Origin of the sequence: Streptomyces sp. NPDC016309 (assembly GCF_043077235.1) — a bacterium.
Lineage (GTDB): Bacteria > Actinomycetota > Actinomycetes > Streptomycetales > Streptomycetaceae > Streptomyces.
The window spans coordinates 351,742-373,885 of record NZ_JBIBSG010000004.1; the positions used below are offsets into that span (position 1 = coordinate 351,742).

At 74.1% G+C, this 22,144-nt stretch carries 17 protein-coding genes and 1 pseudogene; 15 read left to right on the top strand and 3 right to left on the bottom strand.

Features of this window, described 5'->3' with window-relative positions; genetic code table 11:
- Positions 1 to 127: 127 nt before the first annotated feature.
- The gene (locus ACF068_RS12525) at positions 128 to 1,642 is read right to left on the bottom strand and encodes an MFS transporter (RefSeq protein ID WP_392274178.1); all 1,515 of its coding nucleotides are present in this window, start codon (positions 1,640 to 1,642) and stop codon (positions 128 to 130) included.
- A gap of 212 nt (positions 1,643 to 1,854) precedes the next feature.
- On the opposite strand from ACF068_RS12525, the gene ACF068_RS12530 reads away from it, so the two are divergent.
- The 15 genes and pseudogenes from ACF068_RS12530 (at position 1,855) to ACF068_RS12600 (ending at position 19,166) form a co-directional block, all read left to right on the top strand.
- Positions 1,855 to 3,681, top strand: a complete 1,827-nt coding sequence (locus tag ACF068_RS12530) for an IucA/IucC family protein (protein WP_392274179.1) — start codon at positions 1,855 to 1,857, stop codon at positions 3,679 to 3,681.
- A complete protein-coding gene (locus tag ACF068_RS12535; RefSeq protein WP_392274180.1) occupies positions 3,678 to 5,216 on the top strand; it encodes a pyridoxal phosphate-dependent decarboxylase family protein in 1,539 nt (512 codons plus the stop codon). Before ACF068_RS12530 ends, ACF068_RS12535 begins: the two co-directional genes overlap by 4 nt.
- Positions 5,213 to 7,009 (top strand): IucA/IucC family protein, encoded by a 1,797-nt coding sequence (locus ACF068_RS12540; protein ID WP_392274181.1) that lies wholly within the window; start codon positions 5,213 to 5,215, stop codon positions 7,007 to 7,009. Before ACF068_RS12535 ends, ACF068_RS12540 begins: the two co-directional genes overlap by 4 nt.
- Positions 7,006 to 7,593, top strand: coding sequence for a GNAT family N-acetyltransferase (locus tag ACF068_RS12545; protein ID WP_392274182.1), 588 nt, complete (start codon positions 7,006 to 7,008; stop codon positions 7,591 to 7,593). The genes ACF068_RS12540 and ACF068_RS12545 overlap by 4 nt, the downstream gene beginning before the upstream one ends.
- A complete protein-coding gene (locus ACF068_RS12550) occupies positions 7,590 to 8,915 on the top strand; it encodes a lysine N(6)-hydroxylase/L-ornithine N(5)-oxygenase family protein (protein WP_392274183.1) in 1,326 nt (441 codons plus the stop codon). The genes ACF068_RS12545 and ACF068_RS12550 overlap by 4 nt, the downstream gene beginning before the upstream one ends.
- A gap of 231 nt (positions 8,916 to 9,146) precedes the next feature.
- Complete coding sequence (locus ACF068_RS12555; RefSeq protein ID WP_392274184.1) at positions 9,147 to 9,650, top strand: GNAT family N-acetyltransferase; 504 nt, start codon at positions 9,147 to 9,149, stop codon at positions 9,648 to 9,650.
- Between the two features lie 587 nt (positions 9,651 to 10,237).
- Positions 10,238 to 11,065: a helix-turn-helix domain-containing protein gene (locus ACF068_RS12560; protein WP_392274185.1), complete on the top strand. Its 828-nt coding sequence runs from the start codon at positions 10,238 to 10,240 to the stop codon at positions 11,063 to 11,065.
- 47 nt (positions 11,066 to 11,112) lie between these two features.
- Entirely contained in the window at positions 11,113 to 11,997 is an 885-nt protein-coding gene (locus ACF068_RS12565) for a sterol desaturase family protein (RefSeq protein WP_392274186.1), read from the top strand.
- A gap of 324 nt (positions 11,998 to 12,321) precedes the next feature.
- A pseudogene (locus ACF068_RS12570) lies at positions 12,322 to 12,861 on the top strand (sensor domain-containing protein); the annotation flags it as partial.
- Positions 12,862 to 12,877: 16 nt separating this feature from the next.
- Positions 12,878 to 13,606, top strand: a complete 729-nt coding sequence (locus tag ACF068_RS12575; protein ID WP_392274187.1) for a sensor histidine kinase — start codon at positions 12,878 to 12,880, stop codon at positions 13,604 to 13,606.
- Entirely contained in the window at positions 13,597 to 14,244 is a 648-nt protein-coding gene (locus tag ACF068_RS12580) for a response regulator (protein WP_392274188.1), read from the top strand. Before ACF068_RS12575 ends, ACF068_RS12580 begins: the two co-directional genes overlap by 10 nt.
- Positions 14,245 to 14,326: 82 nt before the next feature.
- Complete coding sequence (locus ACF068_RS12585; protein ID WP_392274189.1) at positions 14,327 to 15,016, top strand: hypothetical protein; 690 nt, start codon at positions 14,327 to 14,329, stop codon at positions 15,014 to 15,016.
- A gap of 85 nt (positions 15,017 to 15,101) precedes the next feature.
- On the top strand, positions 15,102 to 15,845 hold the full coding sequence (locus ACF068_RS12590; protein WP_392274190.1) for an ABC transporter ATP-binding protein: 744 nt from the start codon (positions 15,102 to 15,104) through the stop codon (positions 15,843 to 15,845).
- Entirely contained in the window at positions 15,839 to 18,379 is a 2,541-nt protein-coding gene (locus ACF068_RS12595) for an FtsX-like permease family protein (protein ID WP_392274191.1), read from the top strand. Before ACF068_RS12590 ends, ACF068_RS12595 begins: the two co-directional genes overlap by 7 nt.
- Positions 18,380 to 18,515: 136 nt before the next feature.
- The gene (locus ACF068_RS12600; RefSeq protein WP_392274192.1) at positions 18,516 to 19,166 is read left to right on the top strand and encodes a phosphoribosyltransferase; all 651 of its coding nucleotides are present in this window, start codon (positions 18,516 to 18,518) and stop codon (positions 19,164 to 19,166) included.
- Positions 19,167 to 19,224: 58 nt separating this feature from the next.
- Here the strand turns inward: ACF068_RS12600 and ctaD are convergent, their stop codons facing one another.
- Both ctaD and ACF068_RS12610 read right to left on the bottom strand, forming a co-directional pair.
- Positions 19,225 to 20,967, bottom strand: coding sequence for a cytochrome c oxidase subunit I (gene ctaD, locus ACF068_RS12605; RefSeq protein WP_392274193.1), 1,743 nt, complete (start codon positions 20,965 to 20,967; stop codon positions 19,225 to 19,227).
- 227 nt (positions 20,968 to 21,194) lie between these two features.
- The gene (locus ACF068_RS12610; protein WP_392274194.1) at positions 21,195 to 22,130 is read right to left on the bottom strand and encodes a glutaminase; all 936 of its coding nucleotides are present in this window, start codon (positions 22,128 to 22,130) and stop codon (positions 21,195 to 21,197) included.
- Positions 22,131 to 22,144 lie beyond the last annotated feature (14 nt).

Consider the following 22,144-nt stretch of genomic DNA (forward strand, 5'->3'; position numbering starts at 1 on the left):
TGGGCCGGCCGGTGGGGCGCCCCGGAAGGCCCGGGCCGCCAAGGCTCGGGTGGAGCGCCCCGGGAGGCCCCGGCGACCGGGGACCGGGTGGGGCGCCCCACGAGGCCCCGGCGACCGGTCGGGCGGCTCAGGAGGCCCGGGCGATCCGGGACCGGGGGCGCTCCGCGCGGCCGCCCGCGGCCTCCGTCCCGGCCCTGAGCGTCCGGGCGGCCAGCACGCCGACCAGGCACACCAGCGCCGAGGCCAGGCACACGGTGCTGAACGCCCCCGCGAAGGCGGTGCGCGCGACGGGCAGGAGCGCGGGGTCGAGGAGCTCGAACCTTCCGGTCTCGACGGCCTCGCGCACCGGCCCGGTGGCTCCCGGCCCCGTACCGAGGCCGTCGCTCAGCCGGGCGGAGAACAGGGCGCCGAAGACGGCGACGCCGGTGGCGGTGCCGAGCGGGTAGCAGGCGTTGGTCAGCCCGCTGGCCATACCGGCCCGGTCGGCGGGCGCGGCACCCACCGCGATGCCCATCAGGGGCGGGAAGATGACGGCCCCTCCGGTGCCCAGGAGCACCAGCGCGGCCACCGTGAGGGCGCGGTCGCCGCCCGCCCCGGCGGCGGCGAGCCCGAGCAGCCCCAGGCCCTGTGCCGCGAAGCCGCCGGCGACCAGCAGGTCGGCGGGCAGGGCCCGTTGGAGGCGGGCGACGAACAGCCCGGCCACCAGCAGGCTGCCGGTCAGCGGGAGCAGGTGCAGTCCGACCTCCAGGGGCGAGTACGCGTGGGCGCTCTGGAGCCAGAGCGTGACGAAGGCGAGGACGCCGAGGCTGGAGAGCCGGGCGAGGAAGCCCAGCAGGGCGGCGCCGGAGAAGGCCCTGATCCGCAGCAGGGTCATGTCGAGCAGGCCGTCGCCCCGGCGCTGGCTGACCACCAGGGCGGCGGCGAGAACGACCCCGAGGGCGGCCGGGAGCAGCACCCGCGGTGCCGTCCAGCCGGCCTCGGGGCCGGTGACCAGTGGGTAGTGCAGCGCGAGGAGCGCCCCCACGCCGAGGGCGGCGCCCAGCGGGTCCAGCCGGCGCCGGGTGCCCGGCGGGGCCGTCGACTCGGGCATGCGGCTGAGCGCGCCCGCCACGACCAGGATGCCGATGGGCACGTTGACCAGGAAGATCCAGCGCCAGCCGAGCAGTTGGACGAAGAGTCCGCCGACGATGGGGCCGAGCGCGCCGGCGGCGGAGGCGATGGCGGCGAAGGCGGCTATCGCGGCCTGGCGGCGGGCCCCGGCGTACGCGGCGGCCAGCAGGGCGAGGGTGGGGGCGAACACCATGGCGCCGCCCAGCCCCTGGGCTGCGCGGGCGGCGATGAGGGTGCCGGCGCCGGGCGCCAGTCCGCAGGCGGCGGACGCGAGGGTGAACAGGGCCATGCCGGCGGTGAAGACGGTGCGGCGCCCCAGGCGGTCGGAGAGCGCGCCGGCGGTGAGGAGCAGGGCGCCGAAGGCCAGGGAGTAGGCCGACACGGTCCACTGCGCCTTGCCCAGGCCCGTTTCCAGGTCCTGGGCGATGCCGGACAGCGCGACGTTCACCACCGTGACGTCCAGGGTCATCATCACGCCACCGGCGCTGACGAGGGCGAAGGTCCAGCGCGGGGTCCGAGGCCGTGGTGGCACCGCTGATCACCTCCTTGGAGAGCGGGGGCTGGGGCCCTTCCCCGCCCGGGTCCAGCCGACGGTCCGTCATGGCTGACGTTGCGTCAGGCGTCAACTGGCCTGGGGTGGCTGAAAGTTGACCTTGTCCATTAGGTAAGCCTAACCTAATCTAAGCCCGCTTGGACGTCCAGGCGTTCGAGCGCACTGATCCGGACAGACATCGGAGCCGCCTGATGCCCACCCCCGCCGACCATCCCGTTCCCGCGCTGCCCGATGTGGCCCTCGCGGCCTGGCGCGAGGCCAACCGGCGCCTCCTCGCCAAAGCGATCGGTGAATGGTGCTTCGAGGACATGCTCAAGGCGGTCGGGACCGGCGACGGCGGGTACCGCGTCGACCTCGACAGCGGCACCACCTACGCGTTCGAGGCCACCCCCGGGGCCTTCGGCTGGCTGCGGGTCGACCCGGCGTCCATCACCCGCACCGCCACCAGCATGCTCGGGAACGCCATCGCCCAACCCGCCTGGGACGCCCAGCAGTTCCTCGTCGAGGCCGCCTCCACCCTCGGCACCGACCCCTCGACCGTCGCCACCTACTTCACCGAGCTGTCCGCCACCCTGGCCGTCGACGCCGCCCGCATCACCCACGGCGGCGAGACCGTGGCGGAACTGCGCGCCCTGGACCACACCGAGCTGGAATGCCGGATGACCGGGCACAACCTGCTCGTCGCCAACAAGGGCCGCATCGGCTTCTCCGCCACCGACGTCCGCGCCTACGCCCCCGAGTCCGCGCGGTCGCTGGCGCTCCTGTGGGTGGCCGTGCACCGCGGCCTGGCCGAGTTCCGGGGCACCTCCGAACTGTCCGAGAGCGACGTCCTGGCCCGCGAACTGGACGAGGAGACCCGCGCCCGGTTCACGGCCGTGCTCCAGGCGGCGGGCGTCGACCCCCAGGGCTACGTCTGGATGCCCGTGCACCCCTGGCAGTGGGACCACGCCGTCCAGGTCCTGCACGCCGCCGACGTGGCGCAGCGCCGCGTCATCCCGCTGGGCGAGAGCCCGGACGCGTACCTGCCCGGCCAGTCCATCCGGACGATGGCCAACGTCACCACCCCCGAGCGGTACGACGTCAAACTCCCCCTGAAGATCCTCAACACCCTGGTCTGGCGCGGCATCCCGCCGCACTGCACCATGGGCGCGCCCGTGGTCACCCAGTGGCTGCGCGGGCTCGTGGAGCGGGACGCCTTCCTGACCGAGGAGTGCCGCACCGTCTTCCTCGGCGAGGTGGCCTCGGTGACCGTCCGGCACCCCTACCTCACCCGGCTGGAGGACACGCCCTACCAGCACCTGGAGACGCTCGGCTGCATCTGGCGCGAGTCGGTGTCATCGCGCAAGGACCCCGGCGAGCGGGTGCGCACCTTCGCGTCCCTGCTCCACGTCGACAGTGCCGGTGACGCGTTCGTCGCCGAACTCGTCCGCGCCTCCGGGCTCGACCCGCGGGAGTGGCTGCGGCGCCTCTTCGACACCCTCCTGGTGCCGGTGATGCACGTGCTGTACCGCTACGGCGTCACCTTCAACCCGCACGGGCAGAACACCCTGATCGGGTACGACGGGGACGACGTGCCGGTCCGCCTGTACCTGAAGGACTTCGTGGACGACGTGTGCGTGTCGTTCACCGACGTGCCCGAGCGCGGTCCCGAACCGGACGGCCACGACCACGTGCTTCCCCGCAAACACCCCTCGATCATCAAACAGCACGTCGTCGACCAGGTCTTCGTCGGCCACTTCCGCTACCTCGCGCCCCTGTGCGCCGACGGCCTCGGCGTGCCGGAGAAGGAGTTCTGGGGCCTGGTGCGGCGGACGATCCTCGACTTCCAGAAGCGGTTCCCCGAGCTGTCCGAGCGGTTCGCCGAGTACGACCTGCTCACCCCCGAGATCCCCCGCTACGGCCTCAACCGCGACCGGATCGTGGTCACCCGCTACACCGACCGGGCGCTGCGGCACGCGCTGTACCCGAACGGCACGCACCCCAACCCGCTGGCCGAGCACCGAGGAGACCGGGCGTGACCCCGCTGACCAGGACGCGACCCCCGCAGTCCCCCTTCGCACCGGCCCTGCTCGCCGGCTCCCGCGACGGGCTCGCCGAGGTCCTCGCCACGCTCGCCGAGGCGGTCGACACCGCGTCGCACGCGCGCCGGCCGGACGGCCCCGTCCCGGCGGGCGCCCCCGCCGACGTCCTCGCCGCGGCCGCGCGGGCGCTCGGCCCCGCCGAACTGCCCGCGGAGGGGCTCGGCCCCAAGGCCGCGCTCCAGTTGCTGACCACGGTGCTGGTCGAGCACGGCATCGACCTGTCCCACCCGCGCGCCGCCGCGCATCTGCAACCGCCGGCGCTGGCGGTCGCGGTCGCCGCGGACGCCCTGGCCGGCGCCGGCAACGCCTCCCTGGACACCTACGACTCCGGCGCCTCCGCCCTGGCGGTCGAACGCTGGCTCATCGACGCCCTGATCCGGCTGGCCGGGCTCGGGGAGCGGGCCGATGGCGTCCTCACGCCCGGCGGGTCCCTGTCCAACCTGATGGGCCTGCTGCTCGCCCGGGACTCCGCCGCGCTGCGGCGCGGCGTCGACGCCCGCGCGCACGGGGTGGCCGCGCTGCCGGGCCCCGTGGTGTTCTGCTCCGAGCTCGCCCACTTCTCCACCCACCGCGCCTGCGCCGCCCTCGGGCTGGGCGAGGCCGCCGTACGCCCCGTACCGGTCGACGCGCACCGGCGGATGCGGCCCGACGCGCTCGCCGCCGCCCTGGCCGCGCTGGGCCCGGACCGGACCCCGATCGCGGTGGTCGCCACCGCCGGCACCACGGACTTCGGCTCGGTCGACCCCCTGCCGGAGATCGCCGAGATCGCCGCGGAGCAGGGGCTGTGGATGCACGTCGACGCCGCGTACGGGTTCGGCGCGCTGTTCTCCGAGCGGCTGGCCGGACGCCTGGCGGGGCTGGAGCTGGCCGACTCGGTCACCCTGGACCTGCACAAGATCGGCTGGCAGCCGGCCGCCACCAGTGTGCTGCTGGTCTCCGACACGACCGCGTTCGCCTCCCTGGACCGGCAGGTCGCCTACCTCAACCCGGCCGACGACGCCGATGCCGGGTACGACGGCCTCCTCGGCCGCAGCCTCCAGACCACCCGCCGGCCCGACGCGGTGAAGGCCGCCGCCACCCTGCTGGCGTACGGCCGCACCGGCCTGGGCCGCATGGTCGACACCTGCCACGACCTGGCCCGCCACGCCGAGCGGCGCGTCCGCGCGGAGCCCCGGCTGGAACTGGTCGCCCCGGCCGAGCTGACCACGGTGGTCTTCCGCTACCGCAGCGCCGACCCGGCCTCGTCGGACCGGCTCAACGGGGCGCTGCGGCGCACCCTGCTGGAGTCCGGCACCGCCCTGGTCGGGCGCACCGAGGCGGCCACCGGCGGACCGGGCTCGCCGGCCCGGGTGTGCCTGAAGTTCACCCTGCTCAACCCCACCGCCACCACCGACGACATCGACGGGCTCGTGGACACCGTCCTCGACGCCGGCCGCACCTGTGAACGACTCTTCGAGGAGGGCGCCGCATGAGCATCACCACCACGGCGGCAACCACCACCCCGGCCGGCGCGGCCGACCCGCTGCACACGCTCGACCCCCGGGGCGCCGCCGAGCACGCCCACGTCGAGGCCCTGCTCCGGTGCTGGCTGCGCGAGACGGGGACGCCCGTGGCACCCGGCCCGCTCCGGGTGGAGCTGCCCACCGCCGGGCTCGCCCTGGTCACGGAGGTGACGCACCGCTCCCCCACCGGCTGGCACCGTTTCGCGCCGACCCGTCTGGAGGGCCCCGGCGGACCGCTCGGCCCGGTCGCCGACCCGGTGACGGCCGTCGCCCTGCTGTCCACCGAGGCCTCGGTGCGCGGCGGCGGCCGGCCCGGCGGGGTCCCGGCCGGTGAGGTCGCCGACCTGGTGGAGCGCACCGCCGAGTCCGTACGCCGGGTCGCCGCGTTCCTCACCGACCGGCGGGCCCACCCGCAGCCGCCGCCCGGGGTCGACGGCTTCCTCGACGCCGAACAGGCGCTGCTGCTCGGCCATCTGCACCACCCCGCGCCCAAGAGCCGTGACGGGATCTCCGACCACGAGGCCGCCGCCTTCTCGCCCGAGCTGCGCGGCTCCTTCCGGCTGCACTGGTTCGCCGCCGACGCCTCGGTCGTCTCCCACGACGCGGTCGAGGGGGCGCCCTCCCTGGCCGGCCGGGACACCGTCGCGCTCCTCGCCGACCTGGCCGGACGGCGCCCGGACGACGGCCGGGTCCTGGTGCCCGCCCACCCATGGCAGGCCCGGGACCTGCTCCACCGGCCCCGGATCGCGGCGCTCGTCGCCTCGGGGGCGCTGGAGCCGCTCGGCGAGCTGGGCCCGGAGTGGTGGCCGACGTCCAGCGTGCGGACGGTGTACCGGCCGGGCGCCGAGGTGATGCTGAAGCTCTCCCTCGGGCTGCGGCTGACCAACTCCCGCCGGGAATCGACGCGCACCGAGCTGCGGCGCGGCCTGGAGGTCAACCGGCTCCTCGACGCCGGATACGCCGACAGCACCTTCCTGGCGCACCCCGGGTTCGCCATCACCCGCGACCCCGCCTGGCTCGCGGTGGACGAGCCGGGCCGCCCGGAGGGCCCGGAGGTGACCGGCCTGGACGTCGCCGTGCGCGAGGTCCCGGACGGCGTCGGCGGACTGCGCTGCCTGGTGGGTCTGGTCGCCCCGCGCCCCGGTCTCGGCCGCAGCCTCCTCGGCGAGCTGGTCGCGGCGCTCGGCCCCGGCGCCGCCGAGCGGTGGACGGCCGACTACGCCGACACGGTCCTGGTGCCGATGCTGCACCTGTACGCCGCGACCGGCATCGGGCTGGAGGCCCACCAGCAGAACACCCTGGTCCGGCTGGACGGGCGGGGCCGGGTCACGGGCGCCACGTTCCGCGACAACCAGGGCTATTACCTGGCGGCGTCCCGTCTGCCCGGGCTGCTGGAGCGGCTCGGCGTGGACTCCTCCACGCTGGCCGTGGTCGACGACGCGCTGGTCGACGACCGGCTCTCGTACTACCTGCTGCGCAACCAGGCGCTGTCGGTCGTCGGCTGCCTCGCCGTCGACGGCCTGGCGGACGAGCGCGACCTGCTCGCCGTACTCGCCGGCCGGCTGCGGGCGGCACTGCCCGCGCTCGCGGAAGCCGGGCCGGACGGCGACCGGCTGGCGCGCCGCTGGCTGGAGGCGGACACCCTGCCGTGCAAGGGCAACCTGCTGACCCGGCTGCACGGCATCGACGAGGTCCTCGCCCCCCTGGACGCCCAGTCCGTCTACCTGGACGCCCCCAACCCCTTCCGGGAGGCCACGGCATGACGTCCGCGCACCAGCACCCGGCCACCACCGTGCCCGGTCCCCCGCTGCCGCTGCTCAGCGCCCCCTGGTCGGCCCGTGTCGCCCGCCCGGAGGGGGCCGACCTGGACCTGGTGCACGGGTGGATGCGGTCCCCGCACATCGACGCCTTCTGGCACCAGGCGTGGCCCCGCGAGCGCTGGTACGAGGAGATCGCCGGGCACCTCGCGGGCGACGCGATCCTGCCGCTGCTCATCGACCTGGACGGCCGGCCGCTCGCGTACGTCGAGGTGTACCGGGTGGCACGGGACCGGCTCGCCGGACACTACGCCGAACTCCCGCACGACCTGGGCGTCCACATCGCCATCGGGGACGCGGACCGCACCGGCCGGGGCCTGGGCCGGACCCTGCTGCGGGTCCTGGCCCGGGGTCTGCTGGCCGCCGACCCGGCGTGCGTCCGGGTGGTCGCCGAGCCGGACGTCACCAACGTGCCCTCGCTGCGGGCGTTCGGGGCGGCGGGCTTCCGCCCCGCCGGGGAGGTCACCTTCCCCGAGAAGACGGCCGCCCTGCTCGTCCACCCGCGCACGGAGGAGGACATGCCCCGATGACCGACACCGTCCGGACCGCCGAGCACGACGTGGTGGCCATCGGCTGCGGCCCGTTCAACCTGGGCCTGGCGGCACTGGCGTCGACCGTGGACGACGTGGACCTCGTCGTCCTGGAGGAGCGGCCCGAGCTGACCTGGCACCGGGGGATGATGTTCGGCGACGCCTCGATGCAGGTGAACTTCCTCGCCGACCTGGTCACCCTGGTCGCCCCGTGGCACCCCCTGTCGTTCCTCGCCTACCTGCACGACATGGACCGGCTCTACACGTTCACCGTGCGGGAGAACTTCTTCCCGTCGCGCCGGGAGTACGAGGACTACCTGCGCTGGGCCGCGGCCAGGCTGCCCTCGGTGCGTTTCTCCCACCGGGTCGAGGAGGTGCGCTGGGACGCGGCGGCCGAGCGCTTCACCGTGGAGGTGGTACGCGGTGACGGCACCCGGCTGCGGATGCGCGCCCGCGACCTGGTGGTGGGCATCGGCACCGCGCCGTACGTCCCGGACGCGCTGGCCGGCCTGCCCGGGCCGGTGCTGCTGCACACCTCCGACTACCTGTACCGGACCGCCGACGTGGCCGCCGCCGGGAAGGTGACGGTCGTCGGTTCCGGCCAGTCGGGCGCCGAGGTGGTGGTGGACCTGCTCGGGCGGAACGTCGAGGGCGGCCCGGCCGTGAGCTGGCTGACCCGCACCTCGTCGTTCGCCCCGCTCGACTACACCAAGATGAACCTGGAGCTGACGACCCCGGCGTACATGGAGTACTTCCACTCGCTGCCCCAGGAGGTCCGCGACCGGCTGGTGGGCGAGCAGTGGCAGTTCTACAAGGGCGTCTCCACCGACACCCTGGAGGAGATCCACGAGCTGCTCTACCGGCGCCAGTTGGAGCACGGCCTGGCGGACGTGGAGCTGCGGTTCGGGATCACCGTCGAGTCGGCGTCCATGGAGGAGGGGTCCCGGGGGGTGGTGCTGACGTGCCGTCACCGGGACACGGGCGAGCGCTTCGAGCACACCACCGACCTGGTGGTGGCGGCGACGGGCTACCGCAACCGCACCCCCGGCTTCCTGGCGCCGGTGGACGGACTTGTGCGCAGGGACGGGCGGGGCCGTCCCCGGGTGCGCCTGGACCACTCCGTGGAGCTCGACGGGGCCGTCGGCGGGCGGGTGTTCGTGGCGAACGCCGAGATCCACAGCCATGGTGTCTCGGCGCCGAACCTGGACATCGGGGCGGTGCGCAACGCGACCATCCTCAACGCGATCACCGGCCGGGAGGCCTACCGCCTGCCGAAGCGCTCCGCGTTCACCCGCTTCGACGTGCCCCGGCGCGCCTCCTGACCACGGGCCCGCCACGGCGGCCCGTCCGACGGCCCGCCGGACCGGCGACCTGACCACCCTCCGGTCCGGCGGGCACCTTGGTAAGATCATCGCTCCACCGGCACCGGCGAGGGAGGTTGATGAATATGGCCCGCCAGACGCCTCATCAGCATGCCCGGATCCGGGTCGCCGCGCGGCGCTAGCCGACGGAAGCGCGACCCGGCCCTTCTCCCGAACGACCAGGAGTGCCGCGTGTCTTCCCTTTCCCACCCCATCGATCCGACCACCGACCGCCTCGTGCTGCGGACGTGGACCCCCGACGACCTCGCAGCCGTGGCGGCCGGGGCGCACCCGCCGCACTGGGCGGAGGACTTCCCCGCCGAGGGCGACCGCGTCATCGCGGGCTTCATCGGCGAGCACCCCGAGAGCCTGGGCGCCTACGGCCAGCGCCTGGTCGTCGAGCGGGCCGGCGGCCTGGTCGTCGGCTCCATCGGCCTGTTCTGGCCGCCCGACGACGGCGTCCTGGAGATCGGTTACGGCATCGTCCCCTCCCGGCGCGGCCGTGGGTACGCCGCCGAGGCCACCCGCGCCCTGGTGGCGCACGCGCTGACCGCGCCGGGCGTGCACACGGTGTGCGCGACGGTCGAGCGGTCCAACCCCGCGTCCGCGCGCGTGCTGGAAAAGGCCGGATTCGCCCGCTGGAGCGAGGACGCCACGACGGCCCGCTTCCGCGTGACCGTGTCCGGTACGCGCTAGGGAGTGTCCGCCACGTCTCGCCTGGCCCGCGGTGTCCGGGCGGACGCCGATACGTTCCGGACACTCCCTAGGGAGCGTCCGATGGGTCGTATGAGCTGATCAGGGACGTGCGTGGCCTACTGTTCGCTGGAACGAAGGGGGCCGCATGGCGCGCGATACAGCCCCGAGGCAGAGGCGGGGATGAAGGGGATCACGTTTCCTGCCTGGCACGGAAAGCACTACGTGACGCCGGCTGAGCTACTGGTTCGCCTCGGCGGCTTCGGCCTCCGGCAAGGCTCGGCAGGTGGGCCGGTCACGGGCGGACGAGGACAGGTGGAGAGGATCACGCACATGAGCTTGGCAAAGGACCTCAGCCGTCCGCGTCGGCCCGACGCGTCAGGCCCCGTTCGGCGCCCGCGGATCGGCGGGAGCGACGGCGTCCCGCGGTCGCTCCGTCCGCCCGTGGCCCGCCGTACGCGCGCCGCCGCAGGTGGTGGCGGACGGGTACCCGCCGGGGTCCTGCGGTCGGTCGGGGTTCCGGCGACCGCGCCGAAGCCCGTCACGGCCGGCCGGGTGGTACCGCCGGTGTCCACGCCGGCGCGGCAGCCTTGAGCACGAGCACCGTGGGGTCCTCGTCGTCGTCCGGGGGTGGTGCCGACGCGTGGCGGGTCGAGGTCGATGCGGCGCCGGGCCGCCTGGTCGTGGCCGGCGTGATCGGCAAGGCCCGGGAGCACGCGCACGCCGCCGTACAAGTACTGGCGTGCGGGTCCGGCAGAGTGCTGCTGAGCGACGGGCGGGACGAACTGCCCGTACGAGCCGCCGTCATCCCCGCCGGGCACGCGCATCGCGTGCGTCCGGCACCGGGGCCGCCGCCGATGGGGGTGATGGTCTACCTCGACGCGGACACCACCGCCGGACGCGCCCTGCACTCCACCGCGGCCCGTGGCGGGGTGGCCTGCTGGGCCGCCGCGGCGTCCGTGTTCACCGAGGCCGACCCGCCGCCGTCCGCCGTGTCTGCGGCGGGCGTGCTGCGGGCGCTGGACCGGCTCGGCGCCGCCGCCCCCGGCCGGCCCCGGCACCCGGCCCTCGCGGCGGCGCTGGCGGCGCTGCCGGGCGCGGTGGCGGACGGACCGGTGCGGGTGGGCGAGGTCGCCGCCCGGGCCGGGGTGTCCGCGAGCCGGCTGGGGCACCTGTTCGCCGAGCAGTTGGGCTGGTCGTTCCCGGCGGCGGTGCGGTGGGCACGGCTGCACGCCGCGATCGTCTCGGTGCGTGGTGGGGCGAACGCCACCGAGGCCGCGCACGCCGCCGGGTTCTCGGACAGTGCTCACCTGACCCGCGTGTGCAAGGCCATGTTCGGCATCACCCCCTCCCAGGCCCTGGCCGCCGCCCACTGGGCGCCGGCGGCCGACGGCCCTGATACGCGGCGGGGCCGGTAGCGGATCCGTTCAAGCCAGCCGGCCACCGCGGCCGCGAGGCTGCCGGTATGCCTGCAACGACCGCCGCGGCGCCCGCTGTCGCCCTCGCTCGATTCCTGGTCCGGTACGCGTACGTGCCCTTCATGCTGCTCGGCGTCAACGGTGCCGCCATCTGGCTGGTGAGCGCCGGAGCCCCGAAACTGTGGCTGCTGGTGCTGTTGGCGTTCGCGGTGGGCTGCTCGTTCGCCGCCGAACGCGTGCTCCCGTACCTGCCCGCGTGGAACACCCCGCGTGGGGACGGCCGCCGTGACACCGTCCACGCGTTCGTCAACGAGGTGTTCACCCTTGCCGGACTCGCCGTCGTGCCCGCGGCCGCCGCGCTCGCGCCGGCCCCGCGAGCGTGGCCGGACAACTGGCCGCTGTGGTGCCAGGTGCTGCTCGCCGTCGCCGTCGCCGACCTCGGCATCACCCTCGTACACCGCGCCAGCCACCACGTCGGCTGGTTGTGGCGGCTGCACGCCGTCCACCACAGCGTCACGCGCTTCTACGGCTTCAACGGTCTGATGAAGCACCCCCTCCACCAGAGCCTCGAAACCCTCGGGGGCGTCACCCCGCTGCTGCTGCTCGGCATGCCCCTCGACGTCGCCTCCGTCCTGGCCTTCGCCGTCGCCGTCCAGCTACTGCTCCAGCACTCCAACGCCGATTACCGCACCGGCCCGCTTACCAAGGTCCTCGCCCTCAACCAGGGTCACCGGTTCCACCACCTGAAATGGGCCGGCATCGGAGACGTCAACTTCGGCCTGTTCACCCTCGTCTGGGACCACGCCATGCGCACCTACACCTACGACCCGGACCGGCGGTTCACCTCCGAAGACCTGGGCATGGCCGCCAAACCCGACTACCCGGCCTCCTACCTCGCCCAGCTGGCCGAACCGTTCCGGCCCGGTCCTTGATCACGGCATGTGGCCACCGCCACCCACCACGCCTTCGTAATTCCTCTGGCGTCGCTGGTCCACCTTCGCCGACGGCGAGCCGATCCCGGCCGGGTACGTGGTGCGGTTACGCGACCGCGGTCTGGCGGCGGCGGTCGATGTGGACCGGCGGGCCGGTGATGTCATGGTGATCGACAAGATCCCGGTCGGTCACGGCCGCCGGCCGTACACCGGTCCGCGCCGGCTGCTGGCCGCCATGTCGGACTCTGCGACCGGGCCGGCCGGGCGGACCGGGCAGCGGCGCGGGACGCCGGACGACCGCAGGAAGAGATGGGGTGAGGGCGGATGGCGACGGCCGGGGTGAGCGGCGCGATACCGCGGCAGCCGTGGCGGGCGCTTCGGTCGGGCGCTCTGTGGGGCGGCTGCGCGCATCTCGCGGCCGACGGGGCGATCGCCCTGGCGGCCGCGGCCCTCCTGCTCGCGCTGGTGGCGGGAATCGTCCTGCTGCCCGTCGCGTTGTCCGGCGTACCCGTCGTGGTCGCCGCGGGCTGGGCGCTGGGCCGGCTCGCGGCTCTGGAACGCCGCCGCTTCGCCGCGACCTGCCGGGTGGAGATCCCGGCGCCGCCCCGCGTCCGGCGGGTCGGGCCGTTGCTGCCCGCGTTGCGCTCGCTGGCCCGCGACCGCTGCGCGTGGCGGGAGCTCGGGTACTTCGTGGCGCTGATCCCGGTGTCGGTGGTGACCGGGGCGGGGGTCGCGCTGGCCTGGGCCGTGCCGCTCACGCTCGTGGCGCTGCCCGGCTACTACGACCGGCTGCCGCGTGGCGGGGCGGTCCTCGGCCCGGTCGCCGTGGACAGGGTCGGCGAGTCCCTCGTGGTCTCCGTGGCCGCTGTGCTGTTCGGGGATGTTCGTGTCGCCCGTCCTGGTGCGGGCCCTGGTGGCGCTCGACGCGGCGCTCGGGCGGGCCCTGCTGGCGCCGCCCCGGGATCTCGAGCTCACCGAGCGGGTGGTGCAACTGACGTCGAGTCGCGATCTGTTGCTCGCGGCCGTCGAGGCGGAACGCAAGAGGATAGAGCGCGATCTGCACGACGGGGCGCAGCAGCGGCTGGTGGCCGTGGCGATGACGCTGGGCCGGGTGGTCTCCCGTCTGCGCAAGTCGGGTGACGAGGCGACGCGGGAGATCGTGGAGGGCGCCCGCGAGGACGCCCGTGCGGCCATCACGGAGCTGCGGGAACTGGCCCGGGGTCTGCACCCTCCCGTGCTCGGCGACCGGGGCCTGGGCGCAGCGCTCACCGCCGTCGCGGCCCGCGCACCCGTACCGGTCACCGTGGACGTGGAGGCGGAGCCGCGGCCCCCGGCCGCCGTCGAGTCCGCGGCCTACTTCGTGGTGACGGAGGCGCTGACCAACGTCGCCAAGCACGCCGGAGCTTCCCGGGCGTGGGTGGAGATCCGCCGGGACGCCGACCGGCTCCGTGTGATCATCGGTGACGACGGTGCGGGCGGGGCGGATCCGGCCCGCGGCAGTGGGCTGGCCGGGCTGGCCGGGCGGGTCGCGGGGATCGACGGCACGCTGACGGTGACCAGCCCGCCGGGCGGCCCGACTCTTATCGAAGTGGATGTGCAATGCGGGTAGTGATCGCGGAGGATTCCGCCCTGTTGCGGCACGGCATGGTGCTGCTGCTGGGAGAGGAGGGTTTCGAAGTGGCGGCGGCGGTCGGCGACGGTGAGGCCCTTCTGGCCGCCGTGGCGGAACACCGCCCGGACGTCTGCGTCGTCGACGTCAGGATGCCTCCGACCTTCGTCGACGAGGGGCTGCGCGCGGCCCTGGTGATCCGCAGCCGCTGGCCGGGGACCGGGGTCCTGGTGCTCTCCCAGTACGTGGAGGAGCGGTACGCCTTCGACCTCGTGGGCGAGAACACCGGCGGGATCGGCTACCTTCTCAAGGACCGTATCTCCGACGTGGACGACTTCGTCCAGACGCTGGAACGGGTGCGGGCGGGCGAGACGGTGCTCGACCCGGAGGTCGTCAAGCAGTTGCTGACACGCAGCCGCCGGCAGGACCCGCTGACGGCGCTGACGGCCCGGGAGCGCGAAGTACTGGCGCTGATGGCCGAGGGCGAGTCCAACGCGACCATCGCGACGGCCCTGACGATCACGCACAGCGCGGTGGGCAAGCACATCAACAACATCTTCGCGAAGCTGGACCTGCCCAAGGAGGACGGCGGCGGGCACCGGCGCGTCCTCGCCGTCCTGCGCTACCTGGGAGCCTGAGATCCGTACGTCAGCACGTCCGGCGTCGGCACGGGAACGCGGGTGGGCCGTCGGCGGCGGCCTCGCGCTGCTGGTCGTCACCGTGGCCTGCGCCTGCCTGGGCATCGTCGCCCTGCTCGCGGCCCCCCGCGGATTCGAGCAGGAGCTTCACGCCGATGCCGTGGGCAGTTCCCTGCTGGAGGTCGAGACCGAGGGCACCGCCGTCTCGCTGCGACCGGGCACCGATTCCGCTATACGGGTCACGGCGACGGGCACGTGGTCGGGCCCCCGGCCCGAGGTATCGGTCGGCGCGGGGGACGGCCGGGTCTCCGTGCGGGCCACGTGCCGCACGGGCTGCTCCCTGCGGCTGGACATCGCGGTCCCGGCGGGCCTGGCCGCCCGGGTCGGCGCGGGCTCCGGTGCGATCTCCGCCAGTGGTCTCGCCAGCCCGCTCGATCTGCGGACGGGCAGCGGGACCATCGACGTACGCGGTGCGGCCGGTCCCGTCGGGCTGCGCACCGACTCGGGCACCGCCACCCTCACCGACAGCCGTTCCTCCCGGGTGTCCGTGGAAACCCACCGGGGCGCGGTGCGGGGGGACTTCGCCGAACCGCCCGTCACTCTCGAGGTGTTCACGGACACCGGCGCGGTCGATCTCTCCCTGCCCGCCGGCACGGAGTACGCCGTCGAGACGCACAGCGACACGGCCCCGATGATCTCCCTCCCGGTCAACCGCACGGCCCGGCACGCCGTGACCGTGCGCACCGGCAAGGGCGGAATCCGCATCCACTGAACCCCTGGGGGTGGTGCAGGCACCACCCCCACAACTGATCCGCAGTTCATTGTTCCGCGATGGGCCGGAAGGTGTACTTGCCAACATGACCGCTACACGATTCGGTGTCGAACTCCGCTCCGTCGCGAAGACCTACCGTTCCGGACCCGAGCCCGTCGTGGGACTCGACCGGGTGAGCCTCGGCTTTCCGGTCGGCACCTTCACCGCCATCATGGGGCCGTCCGGATCCGGCAAGTCGACGCTGCTGCGCTCGGCCGCGGGACTGGAGGCCATCGACAGCGGAACCGTGCTCGTCGGCGGCACCGAGCTGGGCGGTCTGGGCGACCGGGAACTGACCGTGCTGCGCCGCGAGAAGATCGGTTTCGTCTTCCAGTCGTTCAACCTCCTGCCGTCCCTGACGGCCGCTCAGAACGTCATGCTTCCCCTCAAGCTGTCGGGCCGACGGCCCAAGAAGTCCGAGGTGCTGGCGGCGCTCGATTCGGTCGGCCTGGCCGACCGGGCCCGGCACCGGCCCGGCGAGCTGTCCGGCGGCCAGCAGCAGCGCGTCGCCATCGCGCGGGCGCTGATCAGCCGCCCCGCGGTCGTCCTCGCCGACGAACCGACGGGCGCCCTGGACACCAGGAGCGGGCGCGAGGTGCTCGGTCGGCTGCGCGCCCTCGCGGACGACGGCGACCGCGCGGTGGTCATGGTGACGCACGACCCGGTCGCCGCCTCGTACGCGGACCGCGTCGTCTTCCTCACCGACGGCAGGCTCGCCGGCTCTCTCGAGGCCCCGGCGGCCGAGCAGGTGGCCGCCCGTATGACCGGTCTGGAGGCCGTCGCATGCTGAGCGTCGCCTTCGCCACCCTGCGCGTGCGCTGGGTGTCCTTCGTCGGCACCTTCGTCGCACTCGCCTTCGGTGTCGGGCTGATGGCGACGGCGATCCCGGTGATCGCCGCGACCGGCAGCGTCGTGGACTCCGCCCGGCAGCGCTGGTCGGAGGCGCCGGTCGTCATCGTCCCGAACAGCACGATCGACGTCGTCGGCACGTCCGGTCGGACCCAGAGCACGGCACTGCCCCAGCAGCCGGGCCTGACCCCGCAACTCGTGGCGGCCGTCGCCGCGACCGGTCGGGTCATCGAGGACCACAGCTTCTACGCCCAGCTCAAGGGCGGGCCCAAGGATCAGGTGGGGCGCGGCTGGTCGGCGCATGAGGCCGGTGGTTACCGCCTGGCGGGCGGCCGGCCGCCCGCCGCGGACGACGAGCTCGTGGTGGGCGGCGGTGACACCGCGCTCATCGGCAAGCGGCTGCGCCTGACGACCGGTACCGGACCGCGCACCGCCACCGTCACCGGTGTCACCGACGAAGTCCCCTTCGAGCACGCGCTGTTCTTCTCGGACGGCACGGCGACACGACTCTCCCCCGCCGTCGACGCCCTGGCCGCCTACGGACCGGCCGAAGAGGTGCGCAAGGCCGTGGCCGCGGCCGGCGGCGCCCGCGTCTCCGTCCTGACCGGCAGCGAGCGCGCCGTCGCCGACCCCCACCACCTCGTCCTGCTGGCCCAGAAGGACAGCGTGGACACGCCGCTCGGTCTGGCGGCCGGGGTGGCCGGTTTCGTCGCCGTCTTCGTCGTCGCCGGAACCTTCGCGCTGTCGATCGCGCAGCGCCGCCGGGAACTGGCCCTGCTGCGGCTGGTCGGATCCACTCGGCGTCAGCTCCGCCGCGTGATCTGGTGCGAGGCCGTGCTCGTCGGCGTGCTCGCCTCGGCCGCGGGCGCCCTGATGGGCCTGGCCGGTGCCCCGCTGGCCCGGGACTGGCTGGTGGACCACTCCCTCGTCACCCCGGACTTCACGGTGCCGGTGCCCTGGTGGTCGCCGCTGAGCGCCGCGGGCATCGGCATGTTCACGGCGCTGGCCGGCGTCATGGTCTCCTCCGTACGGGCGGGCCGGGTCGCCCCCGGCGAGGCGCTGCGGGACGCGGCGGTCGAACGGACCTCCCGGGCCGGGAACCTGGTGCGCTGGGTTCTCGGTGGGCTGGCCCTGGCCGCGGGCGTCGCCGCCGTCTCCGGTACGGCCGCCGTGCAGCCGGAGGCCGGCTCGAACGCCGCCGCGTCGGCCTCCCTGTGCCTGCTGATCGTCGGCGCTTGCGTCACCCTCGCCGGCGTGGTCGCCGGCCCGCTGATCAAGTTTCTGACGGCGCTGCCCACCGCGGCCGCCCGGCGCCGCGACCCCGACGCCGAGGAGGCGGGCGGCGTCGTGTGGACGACCGCCCGGCAGAGCGCGCTGACCGCGTTCCGCCGCACGGCCGCCACCAGCACCCCGGTGGTGATCATCATCAGCCTCGCCGGCTGCCTGCTGGGCACGATCAACACCATCAACGCCGCTGCGGCCGGCAATGTCCGCCGGCAGCTCTCCCGTGCGGACTTCGTCGTCTCGCCGGCCGGTACGCCGGGCCTGAGCCGGGCCGTGGTCCAGCGGGTGCGGTCCGTACCCGGGGTCACGACGCTGGTCAGCACGCCCACGACGCTGCTCGTCGACCGCGGCCCCAAGCCCGCGGTCGCCCGCTCGGCGGCAGCCGTCGACGCGGCGGCGCTGGAGTCCCTGTCCGCGCTGAAGGTGTCCGAGGGCTCGCTCTCCGCCCTCGGCCCCGAATCCGTCGTGGTGAGCAGCGTCTGGCCGGGTTCACCGCACGCCGGTGACACGGTCAAGCTCCGGCTGGCGGACGGCTCCCCCAAGGAGCTGCGGGTCGCCGCCGTGCTGGCACCGGGCAACGACAGCGTTCGGGCGTACGTGGACTCCGCGTACGCGGGCTCCGGCCTGCCGGGCAGGATCACCGTACGAGTGCGGGACGGCGCGGACCGCGCGGCGGCCGCGGCCGCCCTGGAAGCGGCGGTGCACGGTCTGGGGGCCAAGGTGAGCACCCCCGACGAGGTCTCGGCCGCGGCCACCGACGCCAACGCGGAGAGCTCCCGCATCGGCATGCTGATGATCCTCGGCCTGTCGGTCCTGTACGCGCTGCTCGCGCTGGCCAACACCCTCGTGATGACGGTCAGCGACCGTCGCCGCGAGCTGGCGATGCTGCGGCTCGCCGGCGCCACCAAGGGGCAGGTACTCCGGGCGGTGACGGTGGAGACGCTGATGTGCGTCGCGGCGGGCGCCGTGATCGGCGCGGCCGCCTCGGCCATCAGCATCACCGGCTCGTGGGCGGCACTGACCCGGCTGGTCGGCGAGACCCCGGCGATGGTGCCGTGGGTCCCGCTCGGCGAACTGCTCGCCGTGAGCGCCGCCATCGCGCTGACGGCAGCCGTGCTCCCCGCGGCCCTGGCCCTCCGTGGCGGCGACGGGCGCAGTATCCTCGCCGGGATCAGCGGCGAGGCCGGTTGATCCGCCGGTCCCCGCACGGCGGGTACCCCACCCGGCCGGGCGGCGGCCTCCCTCGGGGAGGTGGCGCCCCGGCCGGGTGGGGTACCCGGCCGGTGCGGGCGGGTCCACCCGCGGGCGACGGAAGGGAGGCGGCACCATGCGCTTCCAGGACCGCAGACAGGCCGGCCGGGAACTGGCCGCCCTCCTCGTCGAGCGGCAGCGGCGGGGCCGGCTGGACGACCCCGTCGTCCTGGCGCTGCCCCGTGGCGGCGTGCCGGTCGCGGACGAGGTCGCCGGGGCGCTCGGGGCGCCCCTGGACGTGCTGGTCGTCCGCAAGATCGGCGCTCCGTACAACCCGGAGGTGGGGATCGGGGCCCTGGTCGGGGACCAGCCGCCGGTCTTCGACGAGCGGGCGCTCTCGGTGCTCGGGCTGACGCCGGAGCGGCTGGGCGTCCAGGTCCGGGCGGAGCGGGACGAGTTGCACCGCCGGGAGCGGTTGTACCGTGCCGGCCGGCCGGCCCCGGAGCTGGGCGGGCGGGCGGTGGTGGTCGTCGACGACGGGCTGGCCACCGGGGTCACCGCGCGGGCCGCGCTGCGGGCGGTGCGCGCCGCCGCCCCCGGCCGGCTGCTGCTGGCGGTGCCGGTGTGTTCCCACCAGGCGGTCATGGCGCTGGAGGGTGAGGCGGACGAGATCGTGTACGCGTACCTGCCGCCCCACTTCGATGCGGTGGGCCAGTGGTACGACGACTTCGCCCAGCTCACCGATGACGAGGTCGTCCGGACGCTGGGCGCGGCGCGCGGCGGCTGAGGTCCGGCGGGCGCCCGGGCCGGCCGGGTGCCGGCGCCCGGCGGGGCGGTCGGGGCCGTCAGGCGTGGCCCTCGTCCCGGTCGTCCGGCCGGCCGGGCGGGGAGGCGATGCCCCGGCCGGGTTCGACGATGTCGCGGCGGCCGCCGGTGCGGGCCTTCTCCAGGTCGGCGATGACCGGGTGGTGCAGGTCGAAGGCGGGTGACTCGGAGCGGATGCGGGGCAGCGTGGTGAAGTTGTGGCGCGGCGGCGGGCAGGAGGTCGCCCATTCCAGGGAGCGGCCGTACCCCCAGGGGTCGTCCACCTCGACGCGCTCGCCGTACCTGGCGGTCTTCCACACGTTGTAGAGGAACGGCAGGGTGGACAGGCCGAGCAGGAAGGAGCCCAGGGACGACAGGGTGTTGAGCGCGGTGAAGCCGTCGGCGGCGAGGTAGTCGGCGTACCGGCGGGGCATGCCTTCCGCGCCGAGCCAGTGCTGGACGAGGAACGTCAGGTGGAAGCCTGTGAACAGGGTCCAGAAGTGGATTTTGCCAAGGCGTTCGTCGAGCATCCGGCCGGTCATCTTGGGCCACCAGAAGTGGAAGCCGGCGAACATCGCGAACACGATCGTCCCGAAGAGGACGTAGTGGAAGTGGGCGACCACGAAGTACGAGTCGGTGACGTGGAAGTCCATCGGCGGGGAGGCGAGGATGACCCCGGTCAGCCCGCCGAACAGGAAGGTGACGAGGAACCCGATGGCCCACAGCATCGGGGTCTCGAAGGTGAGGGAGCCCTTCCACAGCGTTCCGGCCCAGTTGAAGAACTTCACGCCGGTCGGCACGGCGATGAGGAAGCTCATGAAGGAGAAGAAGGGCAGGAGGACCGCGCCGGTGGCGAACATGTGGTGGGCCCACACCACCACCGACAGGCCGGTGATGGCGATGGTGGCGCCGACGAGGCCGATGTAGCCGAAGAGCGGCTTGCGCGAGAAGACCGGGAGGACCTCGGTGACCACGCCGAAGAACGGCAGCGCGAGGATGTACACCTCGGGGTGGCCGAAGAACCAGAAGAGGTGCTGCCACAGCAGTGCCCCGCCGTTGGCCGCGTCGAAGACGTGGGAGCCGAATTGGCGGTCGGCCTCCAGGCACAGCAGCGCGGCGGCGAGGACCGGGAACGCCAGCAGCACCAGGACCGAGGTGAGCAGCACGTTCCAGGTGAAGATCGGCATGCGGAACATCGTCATCCCGGGGGCCCGCATCCCGACGATGGTGGTGATGAAGTTGACCGCGCCGAGGATCGTCCCGAAGCCGGAGAGCGCCAGCCCCATGATCCACAGGTCCGCGCCGAGGCTCGGGGTGCGTGCGTCGCTGTTGAGCGGGGCGTAGGCCGTCCAGCCGAAGTCGGCGCTCCCCTCGGGGGTGAGCAGACTGCCGAGGACGATCAGGCCGCCGAAGAGGAACAGCCAGTACGAGAACATGTTGAGGCGCGGGAAGGCGACGTCGGGCGAGCCGATCTGCAAGGGCATGACGGCGTTGGCGAATCCGGCGAAGGTGGGGGTGGCGAACAGCAGCAGCATCACCGTGCCGTGCAGCGTGAACGCCTGGTTGTACTGCTCGGCGGAGATCAGCTGGAGGCCCGGGCGGGCGAGTTCGGCCCGCATCAGCATGGCGAGCGCGCCCGCGACGAGGAAGAACGCGAAGGACGTGACCAGGTACAGGTGCCCGATCTTCTTGTGGTCCGTCGTGGTCAGCCAGGTCACCAGGACCCGGCCGATGCCGCGTCCCGCCACCGGTACCGGGGTGACCGGCTCCGTCGTCGTCACCATACGAATCCTCGTCAACGCACACGCACGGGCAGGACGCGCGGCAAGTACCCCCTCACCGCCCTCCGGCACGCTACGCAGGTCCCCCCGGGTGCCGCCCGTTTTGCGCCCGTACGGCGCTGGCGACGTCACTCGTATTGGCCAGTACGGCCCTGTCGGCCGGTGCGGTCCGGGCCCGTGCGCGGCGGGCGGTGACCGGGCGGTGGCGCGTCGGCGATCCGCCGCCGCGGTCAGAAGACGGAGAGGCCGGTGAGCGTGGTGAAGCGGTCCAGGGCCGCCACACCCGCCACCGAGTTGCCGCGCCGGTCCAGCCCCGGGCTCCACACGCACAGGGTGCAGCGGCCGGGTACGACGGCGATGATGCCGCCGCCGACGCCGCTCTTGCCGGGCAGGCCCACGCGGTAGGCGAAGTCACCGGCCGCGTCGTACGTCCCGCAGGTCAGCATGACCGCGTTGATCTGCTTGGCCTGGCTGCGGGTGAGCAGCGTGGAGCCGTCCGCCCGGATGCCGTGCCGGGCGAGGAATCCGGCGGCCAGGGCCAGGTCGGCGCACGAGGCCTCCACCGAGCACTGGCGGAAGTACTGGTCGAGCAGCTCCGGCACCGGGTTGCCGATGTTGCCGTACGACGCCATGAAGTGCGCCAGGGCGGCGTTGCGGTCGCCGTGGGCGGTCTCGGAGGCGGCGACCTCGTCGTCGAAGTCCAGGGCCGGGTTGCCGCTCTCGGCACGGAGGAAGTCCAGCAGGCTGCCGGAGGCGTCGCCGGTCAGGGTCTGGAGGCGGTCGGTGACGACGAGGGCGCCCGCGTTGATGAACGGGTTGCGCGGGATGCCGTTCTCGTACTCGAGCTGCACCAGCGAGTTGAACGGGTTGCCGGACGGTTCGCGCCCGACGCCCTCCCACAGCGCCCCGCCGTCCATCGACAGGACCAGCGCCAGCGTGAAGACCTTGGTGATGGACTGGGCGGAGAAGGGCTCGCGCCACTCCCCCACCCCGTACACCGTGCCGTCCAGCTCCGCCACGGCCATGCCGAAGCGGTGGGGGTCGGCCTCGGCGAGCAGCGGGATGTAGTCGGCGGGGCGGCCGCGGCCGGGGGTGGCGGCGATGTCGGCGGCGATGCTGTCGAGCACGGGCCGGAAGTCCGTGACGGGCTGGGAGGAGCGTGGCACGGTCACCCACCCTA